General features: G+C 40.4%; 28 protein-coding genes. 24 read left to right on the top strand and 4 right to left on the bottom strand.

The window, feature by feature from the left end:
• Position 1: 1 nt before the first annotated feature.
• Genes B1sIIB91_RS03840 through B1sIIB91_RS03830 form a run of 3 tightly spaced genes read left to right on the top strand, consistent with a single transcriptional unit; the run spans position 2 to position 1,142 of the window.
• Entirely contained in the window at positions 2–490 is a 489-nt protein-coding gene (locus tag B1sIIB91_RS03840) for a YbaK/EbsC family protein (RefSeq protein ID WP_095688293.1), read from the top strand.
• Positions 491–494: 4 nt separating this feature from the next.
• Entirely contained in the window at positions 495–890 is a 396-nt protein-coding gene (locus B1sIIB91_RS03835) for a hypothetical protein (protein WP_095688292.1), read from the top strand.
• A gap of 9 nt (positions 891–899) precedes the next feature.
• The gene (locus B1sIIB91_RS03830; protein ID WP_095688291.1) at positions 900–1,142 is read left to right on the top strand and encodes a YbaK/EbsC family protein; all 243 of its coding nucleotides are present in this window, start codon (positions 900–902) and stop codon (positions 1,140–1,142) included.
• On the opposite strand, the gene B1sIIB91_RS03825 is transcribed toward B1sIIB91_RS03830, so the two are convergent.
• Positions 1,139–1,375: an Lrp/AsnC family transcriptional regulator gene (locus B1sIIB91_RS03825; protein WP_095688290.1), complete on the bottom strand. Its 237-nt coding sequence runs from the start codon at positions 1,373–1,375 to the stop codon at positions 1,139–1,141. The two genes, B1sIIB91_RS03830 and B1sIIB91_RS03825, sit on opposite strands and share 4 nt — an antisense overlap.
• An 83-nt stretch (positions 1,376–1,458) precedes the next feature.
• On the opposite strand from B1sIIB91_RS03825, the gene thiL reads away from it, so the two are divergent.
• A complete protein-coding gene (thiL, locus tag B1sIIB91_RS03820) occupies positions 1,459–2,394 on the top strand; it encodes a thiamine-phosphate kinase (RefSeq protein ID WP_095688289.1) in 936 nt (311 codons plus the stop codon).
• Here the strand turns inward: thiL and rpmB are convergent, their stop codons facing one another.
• Positions 2,395–2,580: a 50S ribosomal protein L28 gene (gene rpmB / locus B1sIIB91_RS03815; RefSeq protein ID WP_095688288.1), complete on the bottom strand. Its 186-nt coding sequence runs from the start codon at positions 2,578–2,580 to the stop codon at positions 2,395–2,397. It lies immediately after the preceding gene.
• A 127-nt stretch (positions 2,581–2,707) separates the two neighbouring features.
• Here rpmB and recG point away from each other — a divergent pair, with 127 nt between their 5' ends.
• From recG to era, 18 genes are all read left to right on the top strand, one after another.
• Positions 2,708–4,894, top strand: a complete 2,187-nt coding sequence (recG, locus tag B1sIIB91_RS03810) for an ATP-dependent DNA helicase RecG (protein WP_095688287.1) — start codon at positions 2,708–2,710, stop codon at positions 4,892–4,894.
• On the top strand, positions 4,891–5,475 hold the full coding sequence (gene rsmD / locus B1sIIB91_RS03805; protein ID WP_095688286.1) for a 16S rRNA (guanine(966)-N(2))-methyltransferase RsmD: 585 nt from the start codon (positions 4,891–4,893) through the stop codon (positions 5,473–5,475). Before recG ends, rsmD begins: the two co-directional genes overlap by 4 nt.
• 43 nt (positions 5,476–5,518) lie before the next feature.
• On the top strand, positions 5,519–6,001 hold the full coding sequence (coaD, locus tag B1sIIB91_RS03800) for a pantetheine-phosphate adenylyltransferase (RefSeq protein ID WP_095688285.1): 483 nt from the start codon (positions 5,519–5,521) through the stop codon (positions 5,999–6,001).
• A 2-nt stretch (positions 6,002–6,003) separates the two neighbouring features.
• Positions 6,004–6,480, top strand: coding sequence for an ATP synthase subunit B family protein (locus B1sIIB91_RS03795; protein ID WP_095688284.1), 477 nt, complete (start codon positions 6,004–6,006; stop codon positions 6,478–6,480).
• Positions 6,481–6,484: 4 nt separating this feature from the next.
• Positions 6,485–7,060 (top strand): YceD family protein, encoded by a 576-nt coding sequence (locus B1sIIB91_RS03790; RefSeq protein ID WP_095688283.1) that lies wholly within the window; start codon positions 6,485–6,487, stop codon positions 7,058–7,060.
• Positions 7,061–7,133: 73 nt separating this feature from the next.
• Positions 7,134–7,307, top strand: coding sequence for a 50S ribosomal protein L32 (rpmF, locus tag B1sIIB91_RS03785; RefSeq protein ID WP_018224860.1), 174 nt, complete (start codon positions 7,134–7,136; stop codon positions 7,305–7,307).
• Position 7,308: 1 nt separating this feature from the next.
• Complete coding sequence (rnc, locus tag B1sIIB91_RS03780; RefSeq protein WP_095688282.1) at positions 7,309–7,995, top strand: ribonuclease III; 687 nt, start codon at positions 7,309–7,311, stop codon at positions 7,993–7,995.
• A 20-nt stretch (positions 7,996–8,015) separates the two neighbouring features.
• On the top strand, positions 8,016–8,867 hold the full coding sequence (mutM, locus tag B1sIIB91_RS03775) for a bifunctional DNA-formamidopyrimidine glycosylase/DNA-(apurinic or apyrimidinic site) lyase (protein ID WP_095688281.1): 852 nt from the start codon (positions 8,016–8,018) through the stop codon (positions 8,865–8,867).
• Positions 8,868–8,931: 64 nt separating this feature from the next.
• On the top strand, positions 8,932–12,039 hold the full coding sequence (locus tag B1sIIB91_RS03770) for a chromosome segregation SMC family protein (protein ID WP_095688280.1): 3,108 nt from the start codon (positions 8,932–8,934) through the stop codon (positions 12,037–12,039).
• A 7-nt stretch (positions 12,040–12,046) separates the two neighbouring features.
• Positions 12,047–12,883 (top strand): signal recognition particle-docking protein FtsY, encoded by an 837-nt coding sequence (ftsY, locus tag B1sIIB91_RS03765; protein ID WP_095688279.1) that lies wholly within the window; start codon positions 12,047–12,049, stop codon positions 12,881–12,883.
• Between the two features lie 155 nt (positions 12,884–13,038).
• Positions 13,039–14,343 (top strand): ammonium transporter, encoded by a 1,305-nt coding sequence (locus tag B1sIIB91_RS03760; RefSeq protein WP_095688278.1) that lies wholly within the window; start codon positions 13,039–13,041, stop codon positions 14,341–14,343.
• Positions 14,340–14,678, top strand: coding sequence for a P-II family nitrogen regulator (locus B1sIIB91_RS03755; RefSeq protein WP_095688277.1), 339 nt, complete (start codon positions 14,340–14,342; stop codon positions 14,676–14,678). The genes B1sIIB91_RS03760 and B1sIIB91_RS03755 overlap by 4 nt, the downstream gene beginning before the upstream one ends.
• 19 nt (positions 14,679–14,697) lie before the next feature.
• Positions 14,698–16,134, top strand: a complete 1,437-nt coding sequence (gene ffh, locus B1sIIB91_RS03750) for a signal recognition particle protein (RefSeq protein WP_095688276.1) — start codon at positions 14,698–14,700, stop codon at positions 16,132–16,134.
• A gap of 156 nt (positions 16,135–16,290) precedes the next feature.
• Positions 16,291–16,866 carry a 30S ribosomal protein S16 gene (gene rpsP, locus B1sIIB91_RS03745; protein ID WP_095688275.1) on the top strand — a complete coding sequence of 192 codons (576 nt, stop codon included), beginning with the start codon at positions 16,291–16,293 and terminating at the stop codon, positions 16,864–16,866.
• Between the two features lie 14 nt (positions 16,867–16,880).
• Complete coding sequence (gene lepB / locus B1sIIB91_RS03740; protein ID WP_095688274.1) at positions 16,881–17,558, top strand: signal peptidase I; 678 nt, start codon at positions 16,881–16,883, stop codon at positions 17,556–17,558.
• 7 nt (positions 17,559–17,565) lie between these two features.
• A complete protein-coding gene (locus tag B1sIIB91_RS03735; RefSeq protein WP_095688273.1) occupies positions 17,566–18,174 on the top strand; it encodes a ribonuclease HII in 609 nt (202 codons plus the stop codon).
• A gap of 56 nt (positions 18,175–18,230) precedes the next feature.
• Positions 18,231–19,112: a DNA-processing protein DprA gene (gene dprA / locus B1sIIB91_RS03730; RefSeq protein ID WP_095688272.1), complete on the top strand. Its 882-nt coding sequence runs from the start codon at positions 18,231–18,233 to the stop codon at positions 19,110–19,112.
• Between the two features lie 25 nt (positions 19,113–19,137).
• Positions 19,138–20,055 carry a GTPase Era gene (gene era / locus B1sIIB91_RS03725; protein ID WP_095688271.1) on the top strand — a complete coding sequence of 306 codons (918 nt, stop codon included), beginning with the start codon at positions 19,138–19,140 and terminating at the stop codon, positions 20,053–20,055.
• Here the strand turns inward: era and B1sIIB91_RS03720 are convergent.
• The gene (locus B1sIIB91_RS03720) at positions 20,033–20,896 is read right to left on the bottom strand and encodes a DMT family transporter (protein ID WP_095688270.1); all 864 of its coding nucleotides are present in this window, start codon (positions 20,894–20,896) and stop codon (positions 20,033–20,035) included. The genes era and B1sIIB91_RS03720 overlap by 23 nt on opposite strands.
• Positions 20,897–21,835: an alpha/beta hydrolase gene (locus B1sIIB91_RS03715; RefSeq protein ID WP_095688269.1), complete on the bottom strand. Its 939-nt coding sequence runs from the start codon at positions 21,833–21,835 to the stop codon at positions 20,897–20,899.
• Positions 21,836–21,905: 70 nt separating this feature from the next.
• Here B1sIIB91_RS03715 and B1sIIB91_RS03710 point away from each other — a divergent pair, with 70 nt between their 5' ends.
• Entirely contained in the window at positions 21,906–22,931 is a 1,026-nt protein-coding gene (locus tag B1sIIB91_RS03710) for a 6-phosphofructokinase (protein ID WP_095688268.1), read from the top strand.
• A 53-nt stretch (positions 22,932–22,984) separates the two neighbouring features.
• Positions 22,985–24,322 carry a class II 3-deoxy-7-phosphoheptulonate synthase gene (locus B1sIIB91_RS03705; protein WP_095688267.1) on the top strand — a complete coding sequence of 446 codons (1,338 nt, stop codon included), beginning with the start codon at positions 22,985–22,987 and terminating at the stop codon, positions 24,320–24,322.
• The last annotated feature ends 13 nt before the right edge of the window (positions 24,323–24,335 follow it).

The raw sequence follows: 24,335 nt of genomic DNA, 5'->3' as shown, positions 1-24,335 counted from the left end.
GATGGATGGAGTTTTAGAAAAATCTGCTGTTAAACGAGTACAACAAGCTTTGATAAGTATTGGTGCTAAGGGGCAGATTAAGGTTTTAGCAGATAGTGCTCGGAGCGCAGCTGAGGCAGCAGCAGCTTTAGGTATCGAAGTTGGTCAGATTGCTTCATCAATTATTTTTAAACTACCTGATCAAAGCCCGCTATTAGTTATTACATCAGGTAGGCATCGTGTTGATACTGAGTTAGTTGCAAGGCAATTAGGAGAAGATAAGTTAGACCGAGTAGATGCTGATTATGTGAAAGAAAAATCAGGATTTTCAATAGGTGGTGTGAGCCCATTGGGGTGGATTTCAAAGCCAGAAATCATCCTTATTGATGAAGCGCTAAACGATTACGACGTTGTGTGGGCTGCTGCTGGACATCCTCATGCGGTGTATCCAACAACGTATGTCGAATTGATTCAATGCACTGGTGCGCAACCAATGATTGTAGGAGAATAGTTAAATGAGGAACAAAACTTTTATAACCGCAGTTTTTGCTTCTTTTGCTTGGAACCTATATTTAGTTGGTGGTGTCATGTTGGGTGCTTCTTACGCACTTGATCGCGCAGCTGGTGGCCAATTTGAGGTCTTTCCCACTTACCTAAGAATTGTTTACATTTTAAATTTTGCCCTAATTGCTTATCAGGTAGTGATTTTTACTCGCTCCTCCTACGGCATAGCAGTTAAGCCAAAATGGATAGTTAAAGCTTTTGTAATTCTCGGAGCTTTGGGGATTCTTGCTAATGCAGCATCTCGAAGCGCTAATGAGCGTTGGAACGTTATTCCCGCATTAATCATTACATTTGCTTTTTATCGAATTTTGAAATCCGACACAAAAAGAACAGAAGTAGCCGCGTAGGCATTTCCGATGAGAGACCAAGTTCGAACCTCATACAGAATTTCCTCAGTAGCAATGGTTTCAAAAGCCATAGGGGGCGTTGCACCAATTGGATGGATAAATCAGCCGAAGATAGTAATTATTGATCAAGCACTAAATGATTACGAAGTAGTTTGGGCAGCAGCAGGTCATCCACATGCAGTTTATCCAACAACGTATGACGAGTTAATTAAATGTACTAGTGCAAGGCCACTTATAGTTGGTGAAAATTAAAAAGTAGTAACTGGGCAGGTAAGAGTTCTAGTTATGCCAGCAACTGCTTGCACCTTTGCTAAAACTGTGCGACCTAGATCTTCCATGCTTGCAGACTCTGCTCGCATGATTACATCGTAAGGACCGGTAACACCTTCAGCGATAGTTACGCCAGCAATGGCAGAAACAGCTTTTGCAACACTGGAAGCCTTACCAACTTCAGTTTGAATAAGAATGTAAGCCTGAACAGACATTTGAAGCCTTTCAATTATTGCTTTAAGTTCGGCCGTGAACCAAAGCGATATTAAAGGGTAGCCTATAGCGAGTTAATTGGGGAGTGGCATTGATTGAATCTGAAGCAGGGCTGATAGCGCGCTTACGCGATCTATTTCACACCTCATTTCAAACCCAGGTGCAAGTGGGCATCGGTGATGACGCTGCGGTTATAAAGAGTTCTAATAACAAGTTAGTTGCAACTGTAGATATGGCAGTAGAGGATATTCACTTTAATAAAAAGTGGTCCACACCATTTCAAATAGGGGCAAAACTTACAACGGCAAATCTTGCCGATATCTTTGCCATGGGGGCTATTCCTAAATATTTATTAGTAGCAGCTGGTATTAGTGAATTAAATAATAGCGAGACGGTTACCGAACTTGCTAAAGGTATTCGCTCTGTTGCCGATAAATTTGAGGTAACTGTTATTGGTGGTGATTTAAGCAAATCTGAGAAAATGACTTTAAGTATTACCGCTCTTGGTGAGTTATCAGCTCAACCAATTCTTCGAAGCGGTGCGAGAGTTGGAGATCTGATTTATTTATCATCACTTACAGGTTTATCTGCTGCCGGACTTGCAATATTAAATAGAGAACTAGATCGGCCAAGGTATGTAGTTGAGGCTCATTTAAATCCAAAACTAGTAGCACCAGATAAGTTAATCAAAGTAGCAACATCTATGTGTGATGTAAGTGATGGGTTAGCAACAGATGCCGCACACTTATCTTACGCATCAAATGTAAATTTTAATCTGAGTAAGGATTTAATCTCACAAGCAGCAGATTTTAAAGATCTTGCAGAGCTTGCGAAAGAATTAAATGAAGATGTATTTGATTGGATTCTTACTGGAGGTGAGGATCACTTCTTCCTGGCAACTGTTGGCAAGGAGAATGAGAGCAATGAATTAGGAATTCAAATAGGTAGTGTTGGTAAAGGTGAGGGGAAATTGTTACTAGATGGTGTAGAAATTAAAAAAACTGGTTACCAGCACTTCTAGTTAGCGAACTACTTTGCCTGCCTTAAGGCATGAGGCACAAACATTCTTGCGCTTGGTTTGTCCATTGATTAGCGTACGAATTTTTTGGATATTTGGATTCCAGCGACGGCGAGTAGCACGTTTTGAGTGGGAGACGTTGTTACCAAAGCTTGGGGCTTTGCCGCAGATATCGCATACTGAAGACACTTTATTTACTCCCTTTATTTCCTAATTGAACTAATCAGAGGCGAAAGATTACCTCGCAGGGGTATTAAATGGCTAATCCGGTGGGTAATTACGCGAGATAAAGCAGGCGGCGTTGGATACTTCCACTATGGCCAGCCTTGTGACCCGATTGCAAAACATAGTAGGTGATCGAACTGCTGATGTTTTAGAAAAATCATTTGGGATGACTACTGTCAATGAACTACTTCGCCATTACCCAAGAAGGTATGTGGTGCGGGGTGAGTTAACTGATATTTCAACTTTATTAGCTGATGATGAGGTCACAATTTTGGCTGAAATTGAGGCGGTTAAATTACGGCGGGCTAATGGCAAAAACTTATTAGAGGTAATTGTTACAGATGGAAGTGCGAACTTGTCTTTAACGTTCTTTAACCAAGCTTGGCGGGAGAAGGATTTAAAAGCCGGCCGAGTAGGAATGTTTGCAGGAAAAGTTGGTGTATTTAAAGGTAAGCGACAGTTATCACACCCTGATTATCAATTAATTCCAGATGGAGATGACGTTGATGCTGCAGTTGCTGAGTTTGCTGGCAAATTTTTACCTGTCTACCCGGCTACGGCAAAACTACCGTCATGGAAGATAATGCAGTGCATGAAATTAGCTTTAGATTCATTAGATGAATTAGCAGATTATCTACCGGAGGATGTAGCTAAGGAATTTAATTATCCAAATTTAATGAAAGCATTCTCTGATATTCACCAACCACCTGATCTAGATAGCGCAGCAAATGCAAGAGAAAGGCTTACATTTGATGAGGCTTTGTTACTGCAGTTGTTGCTTGGTCAAAGACGAAATGAAATAGTTAAATTAGTAACAAAATCTCGCACACCAAATACCCCTGTTTTAGTTGCTGCTTTTGAAGCTAAGTTACCATTTAAATATACCGCTGGTCAGATTGAAGTTAACGCGCAAATTGAAAAGGATTTATCAAATAAGTATCCAATGCATCGACTACTGCAAGGTGAAGTCGGATCAGGAAAAACAGTTGTTGCACTTAGGGCAATGCTTTCCGTAGTTGATTCATCCGGTCAGGCAGCGCTGCTTGCACCTACAGAGGTTTTAGCTCAGCAACATTTTCGAACAATAAAAAAATTGCTTGGCGAATTAGCCCAAGCTGGCACACTGCAAGCAGGCTCAATAGGCACTGAAGTTGAATTACTAACTGGTTCTTTATCTACTGCTGAGAAAAAAGAGATTCATGCAAAGTTAGCAAGTGGACAAACTGGAATTGTGATTGGTACTCATGCGCTAATTTCAGATGGAGTTACATTTGCAGATCTCGGACTTGTAGTAGTTGACGAACAACATCGATTTGGTGTTGAGCAGCGAGATGCACTTCGTATGAAGGCAAAGCAACCACCACATCTTTTGGTTATGACCGCTACTCCAATTCCTAGAACTGTGGCAATGACGGTATTTGGTGATTTAGATATTTCAACACTTAAGGAATTACCTAGTGGGCGAGTAGCAATTACCACACATGTAATTCCAGTACTTGAAAAACCACACTTTTTAAATCGAGCATGGGCCCGTGTTAAGGAGGAGGTAGCAAAAGGTCATCAGGTTTATATCGTTGCGCCTAGAATTGTTAACCCAAATAAGAAACTAACAGAAAGAGAGATTATTGCTGCTCAATTATTAGGTGAAGAGTACTTAGATAATGAGCAGATGAGCGCAGTTGAAGAGTTAGCACCTGAACTAGCAAGTGGGGAATTATCTGGGTTAAAAATTGCCACACTTCATGGCCGCCAATCTAGTGATTTAAAAGAGCAAACAATGGTCGCGTTTGCAAAAGGTGAAATTGATGTTTTAGTAGCCACTACCGTAATTGAGGTGGGAGTTGATGTTGCAAATGCATCAATGATGGTAATTATGGATGCTGATCGTTTTGGCATCTCACAACTTCACCAACTCCGTGGTCGAGTTGGGCGAGGTAGTGTGGCAGGACTTTGCTTACTAGTTACAAGTGCGCAAGAGGATTCTCAAAGTATGCAAAGACTAAATGCACTGGCTCAAACTTTAGATGGTTTTGAATTAGCTCGCCTTGACCTTGAACAACGTAAAGAGGGTGATGTATTAGGTAGATCCCAATCTGGTGGTAGATCACACCTTCGCTTATTAAGAGTATTACGTGATGAGAATCTAATTGATTCTGCTAGAGGCGTTGCCCTTAAGATTTTAGGTGTTGATCCAGAGATAAATCATTTGCCAGAGCTAAAGAGTGAAGTAGATAAACTTAAGAGTGATGAAGCAGCAAGATTTATGGATAAATCATGAGCATGCGAATTATTGCCGGAATTGGTAAAGGGCGAAAACTTTTTTCACCACCATCAATTACCCGCCCAACCTCTGACCGAGCACGAGAGGGTTTGTTCTCATCCTTAATTTCAACCTTTGGTACATTAGAAGGACTTCACTTTTTAGATTTATTTGCTGGCTCAGCAGCTGTGGGAGTTGAGGCATTATCTAGAGGAGCAGCCCTTGTTGAGGCAGTTGAAAGTAATTCAGTTAGCGCAGATGTTTGTGAAGAAAACTTTGCATTACTTTCATCCCTTACAGGAGTTGGGAAATTTAAGGTACATAATAAAACAGTATTTGAATTTTTAAACCATACTGCTTCTAATCCATACGAGATTATCTATATAGATCCACCGTATGAAGTGGCTAATTCAGAAATTGAAAAGATATTAAAGAAAATCATTTCACTTAATTTGTTAAGTAAGTTTGGAGTTATTGCAATTGAACGTGATGGGAAAGTAAAAGCATTCACTTGGCCACCTTCCTTAACAGAGCTCAAGGTTCGCTCATATGGTGCTGGTAGCATTCATTATGGAGTGCATACTGAGCGCGATGCGTGAGTAAAAATGGCTAACTTAGCAATTAGTTGCTAGCGTTTTATCCATGAGACGTGTTGTTTGTCCAGGATCATTTGACCCAATTACTAATGGTCATCTAGATATTATTGCCAGAGCTTGTACTTTATTTGATGAGGTTGTAATTGCAGTATTAGTTAATCAAACGAAGAGCTCATTATTTACAGTAGATGAGCGAATTGAAATGATAAAGCAAGTAACTACTCGGTATACGAATATTAAGGTTGATTCCTGGTCTGGCTTATTAGTTGATTATTGCCGTACTAATAAGATTCCAACAATTGTTAAGGGATTACGGGCAGTAAGTGATTTTGATTATGAGCTACAAATGAGCCAAGTAAATTTACAACTGCAGGGAGTTGAGACATTATTTATGTCCACCGCCCCATCTCATTCATTTTTATCCTCTTCTTTAGTCAAAGAAATCGCTAGTTATGGTGGGGATGTCTCGGCTTATATGCCAGCTGCAATAGTGGATAAGTTAAGATCTCGCCTTGAGCGGAAGGATTAATCATGGATGTAGTTGAAAATTTAGAGGCAGCAATTGCAGCTGTTGAAGAGGCACGCTCTGTTCCACTTTCTGCTTCTTGCGTCATAAATAGAAGTGAATTACTTCAACTATTAGATAAAATTAAAGTTTCTTTTCCAAATGATTTAGCCAGAGCTATTTCCATACAACGTGATAAAGAAAATATTTTAGAAGATGCGCACAAGCAAGCAGATGCCATTATTGAGCAAGCAAGAGAGGAAGTTGCTCGTTTAGTTGAGCAAACCACAATTGTTAGCAGTGCTCGCAAAGAAGCTAATCGAATTCTAGCTGAGGCAAACACAGATGGAGAGAAGAGTCGAGAAGAAATTGATGCTTATATTGATTCAAGGCTTGCAACTCTTGAAGTGATTTTAAATAAGACTTTAGATGTGATTAGTAAGGGCCGAGATAAGCTAGACGGATTTGAAACTAAGCACGCACTCTCTGAACTAAAAAATTAGTTCTATGGCAAGATCAATTTATATCTTTAACACCCATGATCTGCCTCATCGGGCAGGTGAGATGCGAGAGCACGAATTAGATCTTAAAATCACCGAGTCAGTAGGAGTTGACCTGCTATCAGTAAAACCGGGTGAAATCATCGAGGTTGATCTGCGATTGCAATCAGTTGATGAGGGAGTACTAGCTACAGCTCGAGTAATAGCAAATGCAACTGGTGAATGCACTAGGTGTTTAAAGCCAATTAGCTGGCCAATTGATGAAAATTTTACTGAGCTTTATTACTATGAAGTTTTAGCAAATAAATCTGCAGGTAAGCGAGGAAGTAAATCTAGTAAAGAAGATGATCTAGATCTTGAAGAAGATGATTTAAGTTTTATGATTGGTGATGATATTAATTTAGAGCCTGCGATAAGGGATGCGATAATTTTAAATTTAGCAGTAAATCCACTTTGTAATGAGGATTGCCCTGGCCTTGAGGAAAAGCAGGGACAGAATTGGTCATATCTGCCAGTAGTTGAATCTGAATCACCAGCTGATCAAAGATGGGCCGCCTTGAAGGATTTTCCGCTCAAAAATTAAGCCGTTTTTACAAGATCCAACTTTTCCTAGATAATTCTCACCTTAGCAAATGTGTTTATAAGGAGTAATGATCATGCCAGTACCAAAGCGAAAAATGTCGCGAGCACGCACTCGCTCTCGTCGAAGCATGTGGAAGACAACTCCTGCACACCTTGCAACATGTGAGCAATGTCAGCAACCAAAATTACAACACACAGCTTGCCCAACCTGTGGAACTTATAATCGTCGCCAGGTTCTAGAGGTCTGATCTGTACTCTGGCCTAACCGAGCAACTCGGAATTTCGGTTAAGGATAAGTTGCTTGAACTTGCATTAACTCACCGATCATTTTCATATGAAGCCGGTGGTATTCCAACAAATGAACGTCTTGAGTTTTTAGGCGATTCTGTTCTTGGCTTAGTAGTAACTGATGAACTATATAAAAAATTTCCAGATTTAGATGAAAGTAGATTAAGTCCACTTCGCTCAGGTGTTGTAAATATGAGGGCGCTCGCACAAATTGCTCGTGATCTTAAATTAGGTGAGTATCTTCGAATTGGTAAAGGTGAAGAGGCCACAAACGGGCGAGATAAGAATTCCATTTTGGCCGATTCACTTGAAGCATTAGTAGGTGCAATTTATCTTGAACATGGATATATAAGAAGTTCAGAAGTTATTTTAAAGTGGATTGGTTCTGCAATCGATTCAGCCACCGCACAAGGGGCAGGTCTTGACGGGAAGACTGCGTTACAAGAACTAGCTGCAAGTATTAATATGCCATCACCTGAATATGAAATAGTTGAATCTGGCCCAGATCATGATAAAAGTTTTGTAGCAACTGTTATTTTAAATAATGAAAGATTTCCAGCTGGGTCAGGAAAAAGTAAGCGAGAGGCTGAGCAAGCAGCCGCAAGAATTGCTCATGAAGCAATTAGTAATAGAGAAAATAAAAAGTAAGAACTCTTCTTCTTAATAAAATGCCAGAGCTACCTGAAGTTGAAACTGTCCGTGCAGGCCTTGAGAAGTATGTGCTAAATAGGCGAATATCATCTGCTCATTCCTATCATTTAAGAGCAATTAAACCCAGTTCTATTTCCCCACTGGCAGCAGTTGTTGGCGCAAAAATTAGGGCAGTTAAAAGACGGGGAAAGTTTTTATGGTTTGAACTTGATCGCGAGTTCACTTTAGTAGCTCATCTAGGTATGAGTGGGCAGTTACTAATTTCCTCTAAGCAATTACCTGATCAGTCACATTTACGCGCCAGAATTGAACTCCAAAAGGCAGCAGGATTAGCAGGCAAAAAGAGTGCTAGTGATGAGATTAGATTTATTGATCAGCGCACATTTGGTTGGCTATCTATAGAACAAATGCATGATCAAGTTCCGACATCAGTTGCCCATATTGCCTATGACCCATTTGAAGCAGATTTTAACTTAAAAGAAGTTATTACAAATATCAGTTCGAGAAAATCTGCTATTAAGCCAGCAATATTAAATCAAGAAATTATTAGTGGAATCGGAAATATCTATGCTGATGAGGCGCTATGGCGAGCAAAAATTCATCCAGAGATTATTTGTGAGGATCTATCTGAAGATGAAATTAAAAAGCTAATCAATAGCGCAAAGGCGGTAATGAAATCTGCAATAAAAGCAGGTGGAACTTCATTTGATCAACAATATAAAAATGTGAATGGGGCGAGTGGCTACTTTTCTAGGTCACTGAGTGTTTACGGCAGGGCTGGGCAGCCATGTTCAAGATGTTCAACTTTGATCCGCCGGATAGCCTTTGCTAATCGTTCCTCCCACTTTTGCCCGCGTTGCCAACGGTAGGTAGCACCGATTTCACCCTATTTTTAGATAGGTTTGCGCCTATGCGGATTAAGTGGGCGAAGCTATGTATCTAAAGAGTATGAACCTCAAGGGGTTCAAGTCTTTTGCCTCTTCTACCATCCTAAATTTTGAGCAGGGCATCACTTGTGTAGTCGGTCCGAATGGATCAGGTAAATCAAATGTAGTTGACGCTTTATCTTGGGTATTAGGTGAGCAGGGTGCTAAATCTTTACGCGGTGGAAAAATGGAAGATGTTATTTTTGCTGGTACATCCGGAAGAGCGCCATTAGGCCGAGCTGAAGTTTCAGTAACAATAGATAATGCAGATGGTGTTTTACCAATTGATTTTTCTGAAGTAACGATTACTCGTGTTTTATTTAGAAATGGTTCATCTGAATATCTATTAAATGGTGAGACAACAAGATTATTAGACATTCAAGAGCTTCTTAGTGATAGCGGCATTGGGCGAGAGATGCATGTGATTGTTGGACAAGGCCAACTAGATGCGATCTTGCTTGCAAATCCAGAGGAGCGACGAGCATTTATTGAAGAAGCTGCTGGTGTTCTTAAGCATAGAAAGCGTAAAGAGAAGGCAATTCGAAAATTAGATTCAATGCAGACAAATCTTGCAAGAATTCAAGATTTAACTGTGGAGCTTCGCCGGCAATTAAAACCACTTGGCAAACAAGCTGAGGTAGCCAGGAAAGCAACAATCATTCAATCAGATGTGCGTGATGCAAAATTACGCTTACTAGCTGATGATCTAATTCGTATGCGTTCAGAGATGGCCGAGGAAGTTGCCGATGAAACCGTACTTCGTGATCGCAAAGAGCAAGTTGAGCGAGAATTAAATACTGCAAGAGATCGAGAGATTGAATTAGATGCGATTGCTGCAAGTGAAAATCCACAATTAATTTCTGCTCAAGAAAATTTCTATCGACTTACTGCACAGCGGGAGCAAATTAGAGGTATACAAAATTTATCATCTGAGCGTTCAAGGTTTTTAGCTGAAGAAGCAGAGGAGGCAAAGGCGACTGGGCGCGATCCAAAAGCGTTAGAAGAAGAGGCGCAGCTGCTGCGCAAGGAAGAAGCAACAATCACAGCGCAGGTAAAAATTTCTCAAGAACAATTAAATGTTGATTCAAATTCACTTAAAGCAATTGAAGGTCAATTAGCACTAGAAGAAAATAGAGTTTCTGCATCTCTTAGAGCTTTAGCTGATCAACGTGAGGGCACAGCTAGACAAGAAGGACATATCAATGGATTGCGCTCCCGAATTGATGCAACAACTGGTGAAATAAATCGTTTAACAACAGTTCGAGACTTGGTGCAGGATAAGTTAAAAGTGCACCGAGAAAGTTTTGGAGTAATTGAAACTCAGATCTCATCTCTTACCGCGTCAGAACCAGGGCTAGATGCTATTTTTGAAAAATTAAAAGTTGAAGTAAAAGCATCTGAGGCAAATTTAAAAACCTTTACTGAAAAACTTCAGTCAGTTGAAAAACTAAGAGCAGGCTCACTTGGAAGATTAACTGCCTTTAAAGAGATAGATGAGCTAGTAAAAAGTACGGGCAATAGTGGATTAATTGAGAAAATTTCATCATTAACTGCAACCTGTGAATCAGAGCTCGTTAAAGTTTCAGCCGATTGTGATCGAGTTAAGTTTGAATTAAGTACTGCCCAAGAGGTATTAAATAAGGTTAATCAAGACTTTGAGATCGCATTATCAAAGTTAAATGAGTCAGATGCAGCTATGACCGGGCTTGCTGAACAACTAGCAGTTGCTGGGCAAAATGTTAAAAACTCAGGCGAGGAGTTGGATCGATTATCTTCTGCACTTACTGCAGCAACTGAGCAGCGCACATCAGATGAGCGAGATTTAGCAGCTGCAATTGCGCAATTTGAATCACATCAATCCCCTGTGGAGCCAGATTTAACTCATTTAGAAGATTTACGTTCACAAGTCTCTGATGCTAGATCTAAAGAGGTTGAAGCGAGATTAAACTTAAGAACAATTGAGGAGCGCAAGGATGCAATTGAACAAAGAGCTAGAGCATTAGAAAATCAAGCAAGAGCTGAACGCGATGCTGCTTCAAAATCTATTTCACGTCGAGAAATTCGTGCACAAGCAGCAGTAACTGCACAACAAATTGCAGATGCTGCTTATGAAGCTTTAATTCAAATTGAATCATCAATTTTACGTGCTGGTTCTGAGCGAGAGCGTTTAGAAGCATCACGTTCTGCCAGAGAGGGTGAAATACTAAGTTTGCGTACAAGCAGTAGAGAGTTAGCAACTGAATTAGAAAGATTGACTTCAAGTGTTCATAAAGATGAAATTGCAAGGGCAGAGCATCGAATGCGAATTGAACAGATAGAAAATAAAGCGATTGAGGAGCTAGGAATAGATGTTCAGACTCTTGCTAATGAGTATGGTCCAAATAATGACGTTCCAACATTTTATGAAAATGAACAGGGTGAATTTGTACCTGGTGACCTGATTCCTTATCGTAGAGACCAACAAGAAAAGCGATTAGCTCAAGCTGAGCGATCTCTTACATTACTTGGAAAAATTAATCCCCTTGCACTTGAGGAGTATTCATCACTTGAAGAAAGATTGCGTTATCTAGCTGAACAACTTGAAGATCTAAAGAAAACTAAGAAGGACTTGCTAGATATTGTTAAAGAAGTTGATGATCGAGTTCAGCAGATATTCACGCAGGCATATGAAGATACTGCTAGAGAATTTGAAATTGTCTTTTCTCGATTATTCCCAGGTGGAGATGGAAAGTTAATACTTACTAACCCATCAGATATGTTGACCTCTGGAGTTGATGTTGAAGCAAGGCCACCAGGAAAACGGGTAAAGCGCCTTTCTCTTCTATCAGGTGGAGAACGATCATTAGTTGCAGTGGCATTATTAATTGCAATTTTCAAAGCACGACCTTCACCATTTTATGTAATGGATGAGGTTGAAGCTGCATTAGATGATACAAACCTAGGAAGGCTACTTGGTGTCTTTGAAGAGCTAAGAGAGAAATCACAGTTAATTATTATTACTCACCAAAAGCGCACCATGGAGATTGCTGATTCTTTATATGGCGTCACAATGCGAGGTGATGGTGTTAGTGAGGTAATTTCGCAGCGCATTCGTGAAGTTGATTCTGTATCTTAAAAAGTAAATGAGTTTATTTAAGAGATTATTTACCGCACTACGCACTGGATCAGTTTCATCTGATGAGTGGGATCAAATTCGAAGCACGCTAATCGCCTCAGACCTTGGCGTTAAATTAGTTGATGAAGTAATTGAGAAAGTAAAGTCTGCTAAACCAGATGATGCTGTTTTGGCAATAACTACTCATGTTAAGAGCTGGTTAAGTAATAAGAGCAGAGAGCTTTTTATAGATTCAGATCGTCTAAATACTGTGTTAATTGTTGGTGTTAATGGAACTGGTAAGACAACATCTACAGCAAAACTGGCAAATAGATTAACTAAGAGTGGTAGCAAGGTTTTATTAGCAGCAGCTGACACTTTTCGCGCAGCTGCTACTGAACAGCTACAGACTTGGGCGGGGCGGATCCCAGTTGAAATAGTTACAGGTGAGATTAATAGTGATCCAGCCTCTGTTGCATTTTCAGCTGCGACTAAAGCAAAGGCTGAAAATTTTAACTACTTATTAATTGATACAGCAGGCCGACTTCATACTAAACAAGATTTAATGGATGAATTAGGCAAGGTAATACGAGTGATTAGTAAGCAATCACCAGTAGATGAAATTTTATTAGTTATTGATGCCACAACTGGGCAAAATGGAATTAATCAGGCAAAGATATTTATTGAAGCAGTTGGAGTTACTGGTTTTATTATTACTAAATTAGACGGGTCAGCCAAGGGGGGTATTGCATTGGCGATTGAGAAGCAGACTGGTCTGCCCATTAAGCTTGTAGGCACTGGTGAGCAAATCACAGACCTAGATGACTTTGACTCAGAGGCGTATATCGCCGGCCTATTTGAATAAGTAACATACTTTTAACAATTCAGGTAAAACTGTCACAAGGTCGAAATCTAAATCAACACTTGATTTAACCCACCCGAGCCATAGTTGCCTATCTCAATGACGAGGTTTTTAACCTTAAATCTATAACCTATCCGAATAGCGAAATTGGAGCTGCTATGGCAGATGTAGTACTAAATACCGGAGATACCGCATGGGTATTAGCAAGCACAGCATTGGTGTTATTGATGACACCTGGTCTTGCTCTTTTTTATGGCGGTATGGTCAGAGCAAAAAGTGTTTTAAATATGATGTTAATGTCAATGATAACTATTGGCATCGTAAGTGTCCTATGGGTGATCTATGGATTTAAATTGGCATTTGGGTACAAAGATAACTCACAATGGTATGGCGAATTTTCACTTTCAGGACTTGGAAGTGCGGTCAATGAACTTACAAATAATGGTGGCGTTTATCCGATTCCACTACTAGCATTTGCTGCTTTTCAGTTAATGTTTGCAATTATTACACCAGCTCTTATTTCAGGAGCAATTGCAGATAGAACAAAATTCACAGCATGGGCAGTATTTGTAACATTCTGGTCCACATTGGTTTATTTCCCAGTAGCGCACTGGGTATTTGCCTTCGGTAACAAGGTTGGCGATACAGTAACTGGAGCAGGTTTCTTAGCCGCTCGTGGTGTTGAAGACTTTGCTGGTGGCACTGCAGTTCATATTAATGCAGGCGCAGCTGGTTTAGCCTTGGCAATAGTTTTAGGTAGAAGAATTGGTTGGCGCAAGGAATCAATGCGGCCACATTCAATGCCATTGGTATTAGTTGGCGCTGGCCTACTTTGGTTTGGTTGGTTTGGATTTAATGCCGGATCTGCATTAGGTGCTAATGGTGTAGCTGCTCTTGCATTATTGAATACGCAAGTAGCCGCCGCCGCTGCCGCTCTTGGTTGGCTATTAGTTGAAAAAATTAGAGATGGTCATCCAACATCACTTGGTGTGGCATCCGGTGTGGTTGCTGGTTTAGTTGCAATAACTCCTGCTTGTGCCTTTGTAGCTCCTTGGGCCGCAGTTTTAATTGGGCTATTTGCAGGAATCTTCTGCGCACTGGCAGTAGGTCTTAAATACCTATTTAACTTTGATGATTCTCTAGATGTTGTTGGTGTCCACTTAATCGGTGGGTTATGGGGTTGCTTATCAATTGGTTTCTTTGGAAGCAGCAGCATAAATAGCCTTGGTCTAGATGGACTCTTCTATGGTGGTGGAGCTACCTTGTTAGGTAAGCAAGCCTTTGGTGCTTTCTTTGTTCTGACTTACTCATTCATTGCTACTTTAATTATCGGCTTTATTATCGATAAAACAATTGGCTTTAGGGTTAAAGCAGAGGCAGAGATTGCAGGAATTGATTACGATCAACATGCTGAAACTGGATATGAATTAACATCTAGTTCAAGAGGAGGTTTTAGTTCATGAAACTAATTACAGCAATCATTAAGCCACAAAAATTAGATGAAGTAAAAGAGGCTTTAGTTGGTGCTGGGATAACTGGCATGACAGTCTCTGAAGCAAAGGGATTTGGTAGGCAGTTGGGCTTAACTGAGGTTTATCGCGGTGCTCAATATAAAGTCGATTTAATTCCCAAAATTAGATTAGAAGTATTAGTAAGCAGCAAGATTGCTGATAAGGCGATCAAAGTAATTACCGATGCAGCTCGGACTGGAAGTATTGGTGATGGCAAAGTGTGGTCCACATCAGTTGAATCAGTGATTCGGGTTAGAACCGGTGAGAGCGGGGATGAAGCAATCTAAAAAAATGTAAGATGCCTCCATGTTCCAAGCGCTAGGTCAGAGATTTAGTTCAATATTCTCTGGCCTGCGCGGGAAAGTATCTGAATCAGATTTAAAGAGCTTTACCGCACAGATTAAAGATGCCTTACTTGAATCAGATGTTGCACTCTCTGTTGCCGAATCTTTTTCTGATCGAGTTTATAAAAAATCACAGGATCGGTCTAATGAGATAAATAAAAGCACAAACCCTGCACAAAAAATCTTTGAAATTGTTAATAGCGAACTTACCCAGATTCTAGGTGGTTCAGCCCGGCGGATTCGTTTTGCAAAGACGCCACCAACTGTCATTTTGTTAATCGGTCTCCAAGGAGCCGGTAAGACGACCCTTGCTGGAAAGTTAGCTAATTACTTAAAAGTTGATGGCAATACACCACTTCTAGTTGCAGCTGATCTACAACGACCAAATGCTGTTACCCAATTACAAGTTGTTGGTGAGTCGGTAAAAGTCCCAGTTTTTGCTCCTGAACCAGGAAATGGTATCGGAGACGCAGTTGATGTTGCCAGAGAATCAATAAAGTTTGCAAAAGATAAATTACATAATTTTGTCATTATTGATACCGCGGGTAGAACTGGTATTGATGAGCAATTAATGCAGCAGATTAATGATCTTAAAAGCGCAGTTAAACCAGATGAAACCTTTTTTGTAGTCGATGCCATGATTGGTCAGGATGCAGTAGTTACTGCAAATGCTTTCTTAGCTGGTGTTGGCTTTGATGCAGTTGTTCTTACCAAATTAGATGGTGATGCTAGAGGAGGTGCTGCGCTATCTATTGTTGAGGTGACTGGTAAGCCAATTATTTTTGCATCCACTGGTGAGAAAATAAATGATTTTGACCTGTTTTATCCAGAACGAATGGCGTCTCGAATTCTTGGTATGGGAGATGTTGCATCCCTTGCTGAAAGTGCTAAGCGGGCAATGCCAGAGGCTGCCTCTAAAAAGCTTGAAGATAAATTTATAAAAGGTGAAGATTTCACGTTTGAGGATTTTCTATCACAATTAGAGGCGATGAAAAATATGGGAAGTATGAGTAAGTTAATGGGCTTATTACCCGGCGCTGCTGGAATGAAAAAGCAAATAGATAACTTTGATGAATCAGAACTAGTAAGAACTAGAGCCATTATTGAATCAATGACACCACTTGAGAGAAGGAACCCAAAGGTATTAAATGGATCTAGGCGTGCACGAATTGCCCGCGGTAGCGGCAGGGCTATTTCTGAAATAAATTCACTAGTTGAACGTTTTTCTCAAGCTCAAAAAATGATGAAGCAAATGCGAGGTGGCAATATGCCAGCTGGCATGGCAGCACCTATGGCTGGTATGAGTGGGACCTTAAAACCAAAAGTAGGTAATCAAAATCTTAAGAAAAAATCCCGATCAGGTAACCCTGCAAAGCGGGCAATTGAAGAGGGAATATAGGCCAATTTGGGATTACCACCCTGTGCTGGCAAGATTAGCCTCCTGCTCGTGGGACCCTCTAACCCATAGCAATATTTGTCCGCAAGGTTAGCTCTGGATGTAAACGCCCCCGCTGTTTACTAAAGATAAGCCGAATTATTTTTAATAGGGAGTTTTGTGTCAGTAAAGATTAAGTTAATGCGTCTTGGCAAGATCCGTACACCACATTTCCGTATTGTGATTGCAGATTCTCGTTCTGCTCGAAATTCAAAAGCAATTGAGGAAATTGGTCGTTACTCACCAGCCTCTGAGCCATCATTAATTGAGGTTAACTCAGAGCGTGTGCAATATTGGCTAGGAGTTGGTGCACAACCAACTGAGGCAGTAACTGCATTACTAAAAATTACTGGCGACTATCAAAAAGCAAATGGTTTACCAGGAACTGAGGGCACATTAAAGCCACAGCCAGTACGTATTGATAAGCGAGTTGCTTATGAAGCAGCAGTAAAAGAAGCAATGGCTGAACCAGCAGATGGTGCAACAACATTAAAAAAGAAAGCAGTCGAACGCTTAGCTGCTAAGAGTGCACCAGTTGTAGAGGAAGCACCTGCTGAAGCTGTTAAACAAGAAGCTGCGGTTGTTGAAGAAGCACCTGCTGAGGCTGTCACGCAAGAAGCACCAGTTGCAGAGGTAGCACCAGTTGCAGAAGAAGCACCTGCTGAAGCCACTGCAGAAGAAACCCCACAAGCTTAAGTAACTAAAAACTTATGCCAAAGAAGGGTTCGTTCCTTCGCGAACTACCAGTAATAGTAGTTTCTGCATTAATTGTCTCAATAGTAATCAAAACTTTCTTTTTGCATTTTTTCTTTATCCCATCTGGATCAATGGAAAACACATTGCAGGTTGGGGATCGAATTGCTGTAAATAAATTTGGTGCTTTATTTAGTGATATTAAACGCGGTGAGGTAGCTGTATTTGCAGATCCAGATAATTGGCTTGGAAGTTCACCAGAATCAGATGGATCAACAATTTCTGGAAAAATAAAGAGTGGCTTAATTTTAGTTGGCGTATTACCAGACCCAGCAAAACAGTATTTGATAAAACGTGTAATAGGCGTTGGTGGCGACAAAGTTATTTGCTGTGATGCCACTGGAAAACTACAGGTAAATGGTGTCTCTGTAACTGAGCCATATATATTTAAAGGTGATAAGCCAAGTGATATGCAATTTAATGTTGATATCCCAAAGGGCTTTGTTTGGGTTATGGGCGATCATCGTGGTGCAAGTGCTGATTCAAGATTTCACCCAGATAGTGCAAATAATGGAATGGTTCCGTTAAGTAAAGTGGTCGGTCGCGCTACTTTTATTGTTTGGCCTATTTCAAATATTGCTTTAATACCAAAGGGTGAGGATTTAAAAAAGGTTTCAGTCAAAGATAAGTCTTAGAGCTAAAATGATTGAGAAAACTTTACTTAAAGCAGGTATAAAAAATATTGCTGGAGTTGATGAAGCAGGACGCGGGCCGTGTGCTGGTCCACTTGTAGTCGCTTGCGTAATCTTAAAAGATCCTTTATCTACAGATTTAAATGAAATAAAAGATTCTAAGGAGTTAAGTGCGCAGGCGCGAGAGGATTTATATAAAGTTGTAATTGATAATTCTCTGGCTTACTCGATTATTGAAGTCACCGTTAGTGAGATTGATTCACTTGGTCTGCACAAATGTAATATTGAAGGAATGAGACGTGCTATTAATGCCCTAACTATTAAGCCAGAGTATGTACTTACTGACGGTTATCCAATCCCAGGTCTTACCACACCAAATTTAGCTGTTTGGAAAGGTGATCAAGTAGCAATTTCAATTAGTGCTGCCTCAATCCTGGCTAAGGTGTATCGAGATAAAATTATGATTGAATTAGATAAAGAGTATCCAAATTATGGATTAGCAAGTCACAAAGGGTATATAACTGCATCACATACCGCTGCTATAAAAGAACTTGGCGTTCTACCAATTCATCGTAAATCATTTGCAAATATTGCTGCAGTAATTGAGGCAAGTAAGTAATACACAGGATCTGTTTTTCTTCTTTTAATTAGATAAAACTTGGCTAGGTTTGTTAGGTGATTAACGAAGCTAGGGCCAGGTTAATACTTTTTTCTATTATCCAACCTGCTGATCCCTTTTGGGGTTATGAGATAAATCAGCGTGGAGGATTATCAGTTTATAACCGGATAATCTCTGGAAACTATTACTTAAAGCAACAAGAAATTTTAAAACTACAACAACAAGTTATGCAGAGGCAGGTTAAAGATTTAGAGTTAGAGATAAGTAAAGCAGGTGGAGTCTTTATAACCCCTGAAGATAATGACTGGCCTATTTCTTTAGCTGATTTAGCAACACCACCAATTGGCCTTGTGATAGCAGGTGATAGGAGCGTTCTTTTAAAACTAGATAAATCAATATCAATTGTTGGCAGCAGGCAGCCTACAAATTATGGCTTACAACTTTCATATTCACTCGCTAGTCAGGCATCTCTTGCTCAGTTAGTAGTAGTCAGTGGTGGCGCTTATGGGATTGATACCGCTTCCCATCAAGGGGCATTATCTGTGGGTGGCTTAAGTATTGCAGTGTTAGCTGGTGGCATAAGTAGGCTCTATCCATTAGAAAATCAAAAATTGTTTAAAGATATAACCAAATCTGGTTTACTGATATCTGAGGTTATGCCTAATACTGAATCAAAGCCGTATAGATTTCTAATTAGGAATAGATTAATTGCAGCACTTTCAAGGTCAACTGTTGTAGTTGAAGCAAAATTTATTAGCGGGTCAATTAGAACTGCTAGGGATGCCGCTGAGATATTTCGGCCAGTATTTGCAATCCCTGGTCCAGTTACCTCACCTTTAAGTGAGGGCTGTCATCGTTTAATAGCTGAACGAGTAGCAGATATTGCAACTAGCCTAGATGAGATATTAGAGGTGATAACTCCACTGCAAATGAGGTAAGGCAAAAGGTGAGAGAATAAGGTCAATGAGTGATTTTAAAGCAGGCTTCATTGCAATTGTCGGCCGACCAAATACGGGTAAGTCAACATTAGTAAATGCGCTAGTTGGAACTAAAATTGTAATTACTTCACATCACCCAAACACCACTCGCAATCCAATTCGGGGCATAATAAATCAAGATAGTTTTCAAATGATCGTAGTTGACACACCAGGTATGCATAAGCCTAAGACAGCCCTTGGAACCAGATTAAATTCAATGGTGAATGAAAATATTAATTCAACTGATGCAGTGGTGTTATGTTTACCAGCTAATGAAGATATTGGTGCTGGTGATGAATATATTGCAAAGCAGATTAAAGGCCGGCAAGAAGTTTTTTTAGTTGTGACTAAGGTTGATACCGTTTCAAAATCTGAACTAGCGGCCAAGCTCGTTTTAGTAACTGAATTTGCCCAAAAGGTTGGCCAAGAAAAGGCAGAGATAATTCCAATTTCAGCAAAAAACTTAGAACAAACAGATTTATTACTTGATCTACTAGCTAAGAAACTTCCGATTTCACCCGCCTTATATCCAACTGACATAAATACTGATCAAGTACAGGAGCTAATGTTTGCTGACTTAATTCGCGAAGCTGCGATTGAGGAGTTATACGAAGAGCTTCCGCACTCAGTTATGGTCATAATTGAGGAGATGGGGGAGAGGGATAATGGAAAGATTTTTGATATCTCAGCCACACTACATGTTGAGCGTGATAGTCAAAAAGGAATAATTATTGGCCCGCAAGGCACCAAGTTAAAAGCGATCGGCAGTACTGCTCGAAAATCAATTGAAAATATTGTCGGCTTACAAGTATTTTTACAGATTCACGTTAAAGTTTCTAAAGAGTGGCAAAAGGATCCAAAGTTGCTAGCTAAACTTGGCTTTACCGATTCACTTTCCGACTAGCAAAGTAGGAGCCAATTAAAACTAGCGGAAGGCCAAGTGCAATTCCTAGCGTGATTGGCTCTCCTAAAATAACCACGCCAAGTAAAACAGCAACTGCCGTATTTAAATAGGTTACAAAGGATGCCCTGGGTGGGCCAACTTCTGCCACAAGTTTGAAAAATAAAATAAATGCAACTGCAGTACAAAAAACACCAAGTGCTAATACTGACCCTACGGCTTCTAGAGATGGTACTTCTGTAGGCATATTTAGGAATACAAATGGTAGATAAACAATCATCGTAATAATCATTGCCCAAGTATTTATAGCAATCCCAGGGACCTCTGGAATTCTGCGATTAATCATGTTAATAGCGTAGGCGTATCCAATTGCAGCAAGAAGAACCATTAAAATCGAAACTAGATCTTGGCGCCCACTTAGTGATTCGATACCAACTACTGCGACTACTCCAATGAATCCTATTATCAAACCAAAAAGTCTAGATTTATGCCAAACAGTGTGATCGCCGAAGATTGACGCTAGAACTGCAGACCATATAGGAACTGTTGCAACAAGAAGACCGGTAAGTCCAGATGTTAATTTTTGCTCAGCATGAGTTATTAGATACCAAGGTCCTATTAATTCGGTTATGGCATAAAGAAATACAAATGGCCAGTATTTTCTGGCAATTGCTAAGTTTTTACCGCGCAATGCAATCGGTATTAATACGATTGCGCCAACTAATACCCGAAAGAATACGATTGCAGCAGTAGGTATTTCTTCAACGGCTATCTTAAGAAATAAATATGGCGTTCCCCAAAGAAATCCCAGCAGAGCAAATCTTCCCCAGTCAACTTTTGTCAATTAATTTCCTCTTCCTAAAATTGCATTGATCTCACGGGCAATATCTAAATAGAGTAAATCTGCGTCCTCAGTTACTCCACCAAGATTGAAAAAGCCATGAATCTGCCCAGCATACTCTTTATAAATGCTAGCCACTGCATCCTCATTCAACCGCCTGAAGTAATTACGTCCATCATCAGTTAGCGGATCAAATTCAGCGGTAATTACAATTGCCGGTGCTACTCCTTTAAGTGTTTTAGCTCTTGCAGGAACTGCATAAACATCATTATGATCTTTTTTATCTGGAAGATATTGATCCCAGAACCAGTTCATCGATTTTGTTGTCAGGCCATATCCTTCTGCAAAATCTGTTGCTGATTTGTAATCCATGTTTATTTCAATACATGGATAAATTAGAAGTTGAAATGCCAGATTAATTAATTTTTCATCCCTAACTTTAATTGCAACAGCTGCGGCTAAGTTACCACCAGCACTATCTCCACCAACACCGATAGATAATGGATCAATTCCAAGACTTACTGCATTATCTATTGTCCATTTAAGTGCTTCATAGCAATCATCAAAGGGCACCGGGTAGGACTTCTCAGGTGCTTTTTGATACTCAACTGCAATAATTATAAAATTTCCATGCTTTGCAATTTTTCTAAGCGAAGGTTCAAAAATATCTAGAAAATTTAAAACCCAACCACCACCATGAAAGTAGACCAAGGCAGGTAAATTTTTTTCATCCGTTGGTCGGTAGATTCGAACAGGCAGCTGCGAAGTTGGCCCTGAAATGCTCAGCTGCCTTACTTCATGAATATCAATTAAGGGTTGTTTAAGGGCAATATGAGAGTGGGTATTTTTTCGAATCTCAGATACTGGCGCCTGCCAAACTTCAGGCAGGCCATTGCTAGCGCGCTGGGCTAGGTGATCTTTTATCTCGGGTTTAACTCCCATTGCGGCAGAGTAGACTTAGCCGTCAACGTTGACCAATTCTTATCCTTATCATCAGTTTGGAGCATGCTAAATGCGCATTGGTGTTCTAACCGGCGGCGGAGATTGTCCTGGCCTAAATGCAGTAATCCGTGCAGTTGTCCGCAAAGGTGTTAAAGCCTATGGCTATGAGTTCATTGGTTTTCGTGATGGCTGGCGTGGGCCTTTAGAAGGTTTAACAATGAAATTAGATGTTCCAACTACTCGAGGAATTTTGCCCAGAGGTGGAACAATTCTTGGTTCCTCTAGAACTAATCCATTTAAAATTGAGGGCGGCGTTGAAAAAATTAAAGAGAACCTCGCAAAAGCTGGTGTAGATGCTTTAATTGCAATCGGTGGTGAAGACACGTTAGGTGTTGCAACAAAATTAGATTCACTTGGAGTTAAAGTAATTGGTGTTCCAAAAACAATTGATAATGACTTAAATAATACTGATTACACATTTGGCTTTGATACTGCTGTTAATATCGCAGTTGAGGCAATTGACCGTCTACACACAACAGCTGAATCACATCATCGCGCTTTAATTGTAGAAGTAATGGGACGACATGCTGGTTGGATAGCACTGCACTCTGGACTTGCTGGAGGTGCGTCATGTATTTTAATTCCTGAGGTTAAATTCTCACTTGATCAAGTTTGTAAATGGGTTGAATCTAGATTTGAGCAAAGTTACTCACCAATTATTGTTATTGCAGAGGGCGCCATTCCGCAAGATGGAGATATGGTAACTAAAGATAAAAGCCTTGATTCATTCGGTCATGCAAAACTATCTGGCATTGGCGAGTGGTTGGCAAATCAAATTGAAACAAAGACCGGCAAAGAGGCCCGCACATCAGTACTAGGACATATCCAACGTGGTGGAACGCCAACTGCATTTGATCGAGTACTTGCAACTAGATTTGGATTACATGCAATTACAGCAGTCCATGATGGTGACTGGGGCAAGATGGTTGCACTTCATGGCACCAAGATTGAGCGTGTGCCATTAGCCTCTGCTACCTCCAAATTAAAGACGGTCGATCCTGAGCTATATAAAGAGGCGGAGATCTTCTTCGGTTAATGATGGCGGCTAATTAGCCACCTCAATACCAAGAGATTGCCTACCATTATCTTATGAATGCTAACTCGTTATTTAATTCTGGCTTAATTGCTGCTCAACAGCCTTCATGGCCGGATGCAGCTGCAGTTAAATCTGCAGTGGCAGAGCTTGAATCTTTTCCACCACTAGTTTTTGCTGGTGAGTGCGATAACTTAAAAAAGCGAATAGCCCAGGCAGCAAGCGGTGAAGCATTTTGGCTACAAGGGGGAGATTGTGCTGAAACATTTGTAGGGGCAACTGCTGACTCAATTAGAAACCGAATTAAGACTATCTTGCAGATGGCTGCAGTCCTGCAGTACTTCTCATCGCTACCAGTTATTAAGGTTGGCCGAATGGCAGGGCAGTTCGCCAAACCTCGCAGTAATGATAATGAAACCCGTGATGGCTTAACTTTACCGGCCTACCGAGGGGATGCGGTTAATGACATTGAATTTACTAAGGAATCTAGAACACCTAATCCAAAAAGGTTAGTACAGGTTTATAACACCTCAGCTGCAACATTAAATCTTGTCCGTGCTTTCACACAAGGTGGTTTTGCTGATCTTCGCCAGGTGCATAGTTGGAATAAGGGTTTTGCAGCTGATGCCAGATTTAGCGCTCGCTATGAAGAGATGGCAAATGAAATTGGGAGAGCACTTCAATTTATGCAATCAGCAGGTGTTGATCCAGAATCATTTAAATCTGTTGACTTTTACTCAAGTCATGAAGCACTAATTTTGGAGTATGAGAAAGCTTTAACTCGCATCGATTCTCGCACTAATAATCCATATGATGTTTCAGCACACTTTGTTTGGATTGGTGAACGCACAAGGCAATTAGATGGCGCGCATATGGACTTCGCTGAAAAAATACATAATCCAATTGGTGTAAAGCTTGGGCCTAAGACAACAGCTGAAGATGTTTCAGCAATTATTAAGAGATTAAATCCAAGTAATGAACCAGGCAGACTTACATTTATCACAAGAATGGGCGCGGGGTTAATACGTGAAAAACTACCATCCCTAGTTGAAGCTGTTAAGAAATCTGGCTCAGTAGTACTTTGGGTATGCGATCCAATGCATGGGAATACATATGAAGCACCAAGTGGGTATAAGACACGTAAATTTGATGATGTATTAGATGAAGTTAGAGGATTTTTTGAGGTTCATAAGAAACTAGGTACTCATCCTGGTGGAATCCATATTGAATTAACTGGCGATGATGTTACCGAATGCGTTGGCGGTGGAGATCAGATAAGCCATGAAGATCTTGCAACTCGGTATGAGAGTGCTTGTGACCCTAGGTTAAACCATACCCAGTCACTTGAATTAGCCTTTTTAGTTGCAGAGATGCTGCGAGACCATAAAAAGTAGTATTGGTTTTTCA

Source organism: Candidatus Nanopelagicus abundans, from assembly GCF_002288305.1.
In the GTDB taxonomy this organism is placed as follows: domain Bacteria; phylum Actinomycetota; class Actinomycetes; order Nanopelagicales; family Nanopelagicaceae; genus Nanopelagicus; species Nanopelagicus abundans.
The sequence above is the reverse complement of the archived record's forward strand: the minus strand, read 5'-3'. Positions and strand labels throughout refer to the sequence as shown.

Excerpts from the sequence above, each read along its gene's own strand:
- B1sIIB91_RS03755 (WP_095688277.1), top strand. The coding sequence starts at position 14,340 with ATGAAACTAATTACAGCAATCATTAAGCCACAAAAATTAGATGAAGTA.
- mutM (WP_095688281.1), top strand. The coding sequence starts at position 8,016 with ATGCCAGAGCTACCTGAAGTTGAAACTGTCCGTGCAGGCCTTGAGAAG.
- B1sIIB91_RS03705 (WP_095688267.1), top strand. The coding sequence starts at position 22,985 with ATGAATGCTAACTCGTTATTTAATTCTGGCTTAATTGCTGCTCAACAG.
- recG (WP_095688287.1), top strand. The coding sequence starts at position 2,708 with ATGGCCAGCCTTGTGACCCGATTGCAAAACATAGTAGGTGATCGAACT.
- rpmF (WP_018224860.1), top strand. The coding sequence starts at position 7,134 with ATGCCAGTACCAAAGCGAAAAATGTCGCGAGCACGCACTCGCTCTCGT.
- B1sIIB91_RS03830 (WP_095688291.1), top strand. The coding sequence starts at position 900 with ATGAGAGACCAAGTTCGAACCTCATACAGAATTTCCTCAGTAGCAATG.
- B1sIIB91_RS03770 (WP_095688280.1), top strand. The coding sequence starts at position 8,932 with ATGTATCTAAAGAGTATGAACCTCAAGGGGTTCAAGTCTTTTGCCTCT.
- B1sIIB91_RS03825 (WP_095688290.1), bottom strand. The coding sequence starts at position 1,375 with ATGTCTGTTCAGGCTTACATTCTTATTCAAACTGAAGTTGGTAAGGCT.
- B1sIIB91_RS03795 (WP_095688284.1), top strand. The coding sequence starts at position 6,004 with ATGGATGTAGTTGAAAATTTAGAGGCAGCAATTGCAGCTGTTGAAGAG.
- B1sIIB91_RS03710 (WP_095688268.1), top strand. The coding sequence starts at position 21,906 with ATGCGCATTGGTGTTCTAACCGGCGGCGGAGATTGTCCTGGCCTAAAT.
- B1sIIB91_RS03715 (WP_095688269.1), bottom strand. The coding sequence starts at position 21,835 with ATGGGAGTTAAACCCGAGATAAAAGATCACCTAGCCCAGCGCGCTAGC.
- B1sIIB91_RS03835 (WP_095688292.1), top strand. The coding sequence starts at position 495 with ATGAGGAACAAAACTTTTATAACCGCAGTTTTTGCTTCTTTTGCTTGG.
- B1sIIB91_RS03760 (WP_095688278.1), top strand. The coding sequence starts at position 13,039 with ATGGCAGATGTAGTACTAAATACCGGAGATACCGCATGGGTATTAGCA.
- era (WP_095688271.1), top strand. The coding sequence starts at position 19,138 with ATGAGTGATTTTAAAGCAGGCTTCATTGCAATTGTCGGCCGACCAAAT.
- rsmD (WP_095688286.1), top strand. The coding sequence starts at position 4,891 with ATGAGCATGCGAATTATTGCCGGAATTGGTAAAGGGCGAAAACTTTTT.
- B1sIIB91_RS03735 (WP_095688273.1), top strand. The coding sequence starts at position 17,566 with ATGATTGAGAAAACTTTACTTAAAGCAGGTATAAAAAATATTGCTGGA.
- lepB (WP_095688274.1), top strand. The coding sequence starts at position 16,881 with ATGCCAAAGAAGGGTTCGTTCCTTCGCGAACTACCAGTAATAGTAGTT.
- ftsY (WP_095688279.1), top strand. The coding sequence starts at position 12,047 with ATGAGTTTATTTAAGAGATTATTTACCGCACTACGCACTGGATCAGTT.
- ffh (WP_095688276.1), top strand. The coding sequence starts at position 14,698 with ATGTTCCAAGCGCTAGGTCAGAGATTTAGTTCAATATTCTCTGGCCTG.
- B1sIIB91_RS03840 (WP_095688293.1), top strand. The coding sequence starts at position 2 with ATGGATGGAGTTTTAGAAAAATCTGCTGTTAAACGAGTACAACAAGCT.
- coaD (WP_095688285.1), top strand. The coding sequence starts at position 5,519 with ATGAGACGTGTTGTTTGTCCAGGATCATTTGACCCAATTACTAATGGT.
- B1sIIB91_RS03790 (WP_095688283.1), top strand. The coding sequence starts at position 6,485 with ATGGCAAGATCAATTTATATCTTTAACACCCATGATCTGCCTCATCGG.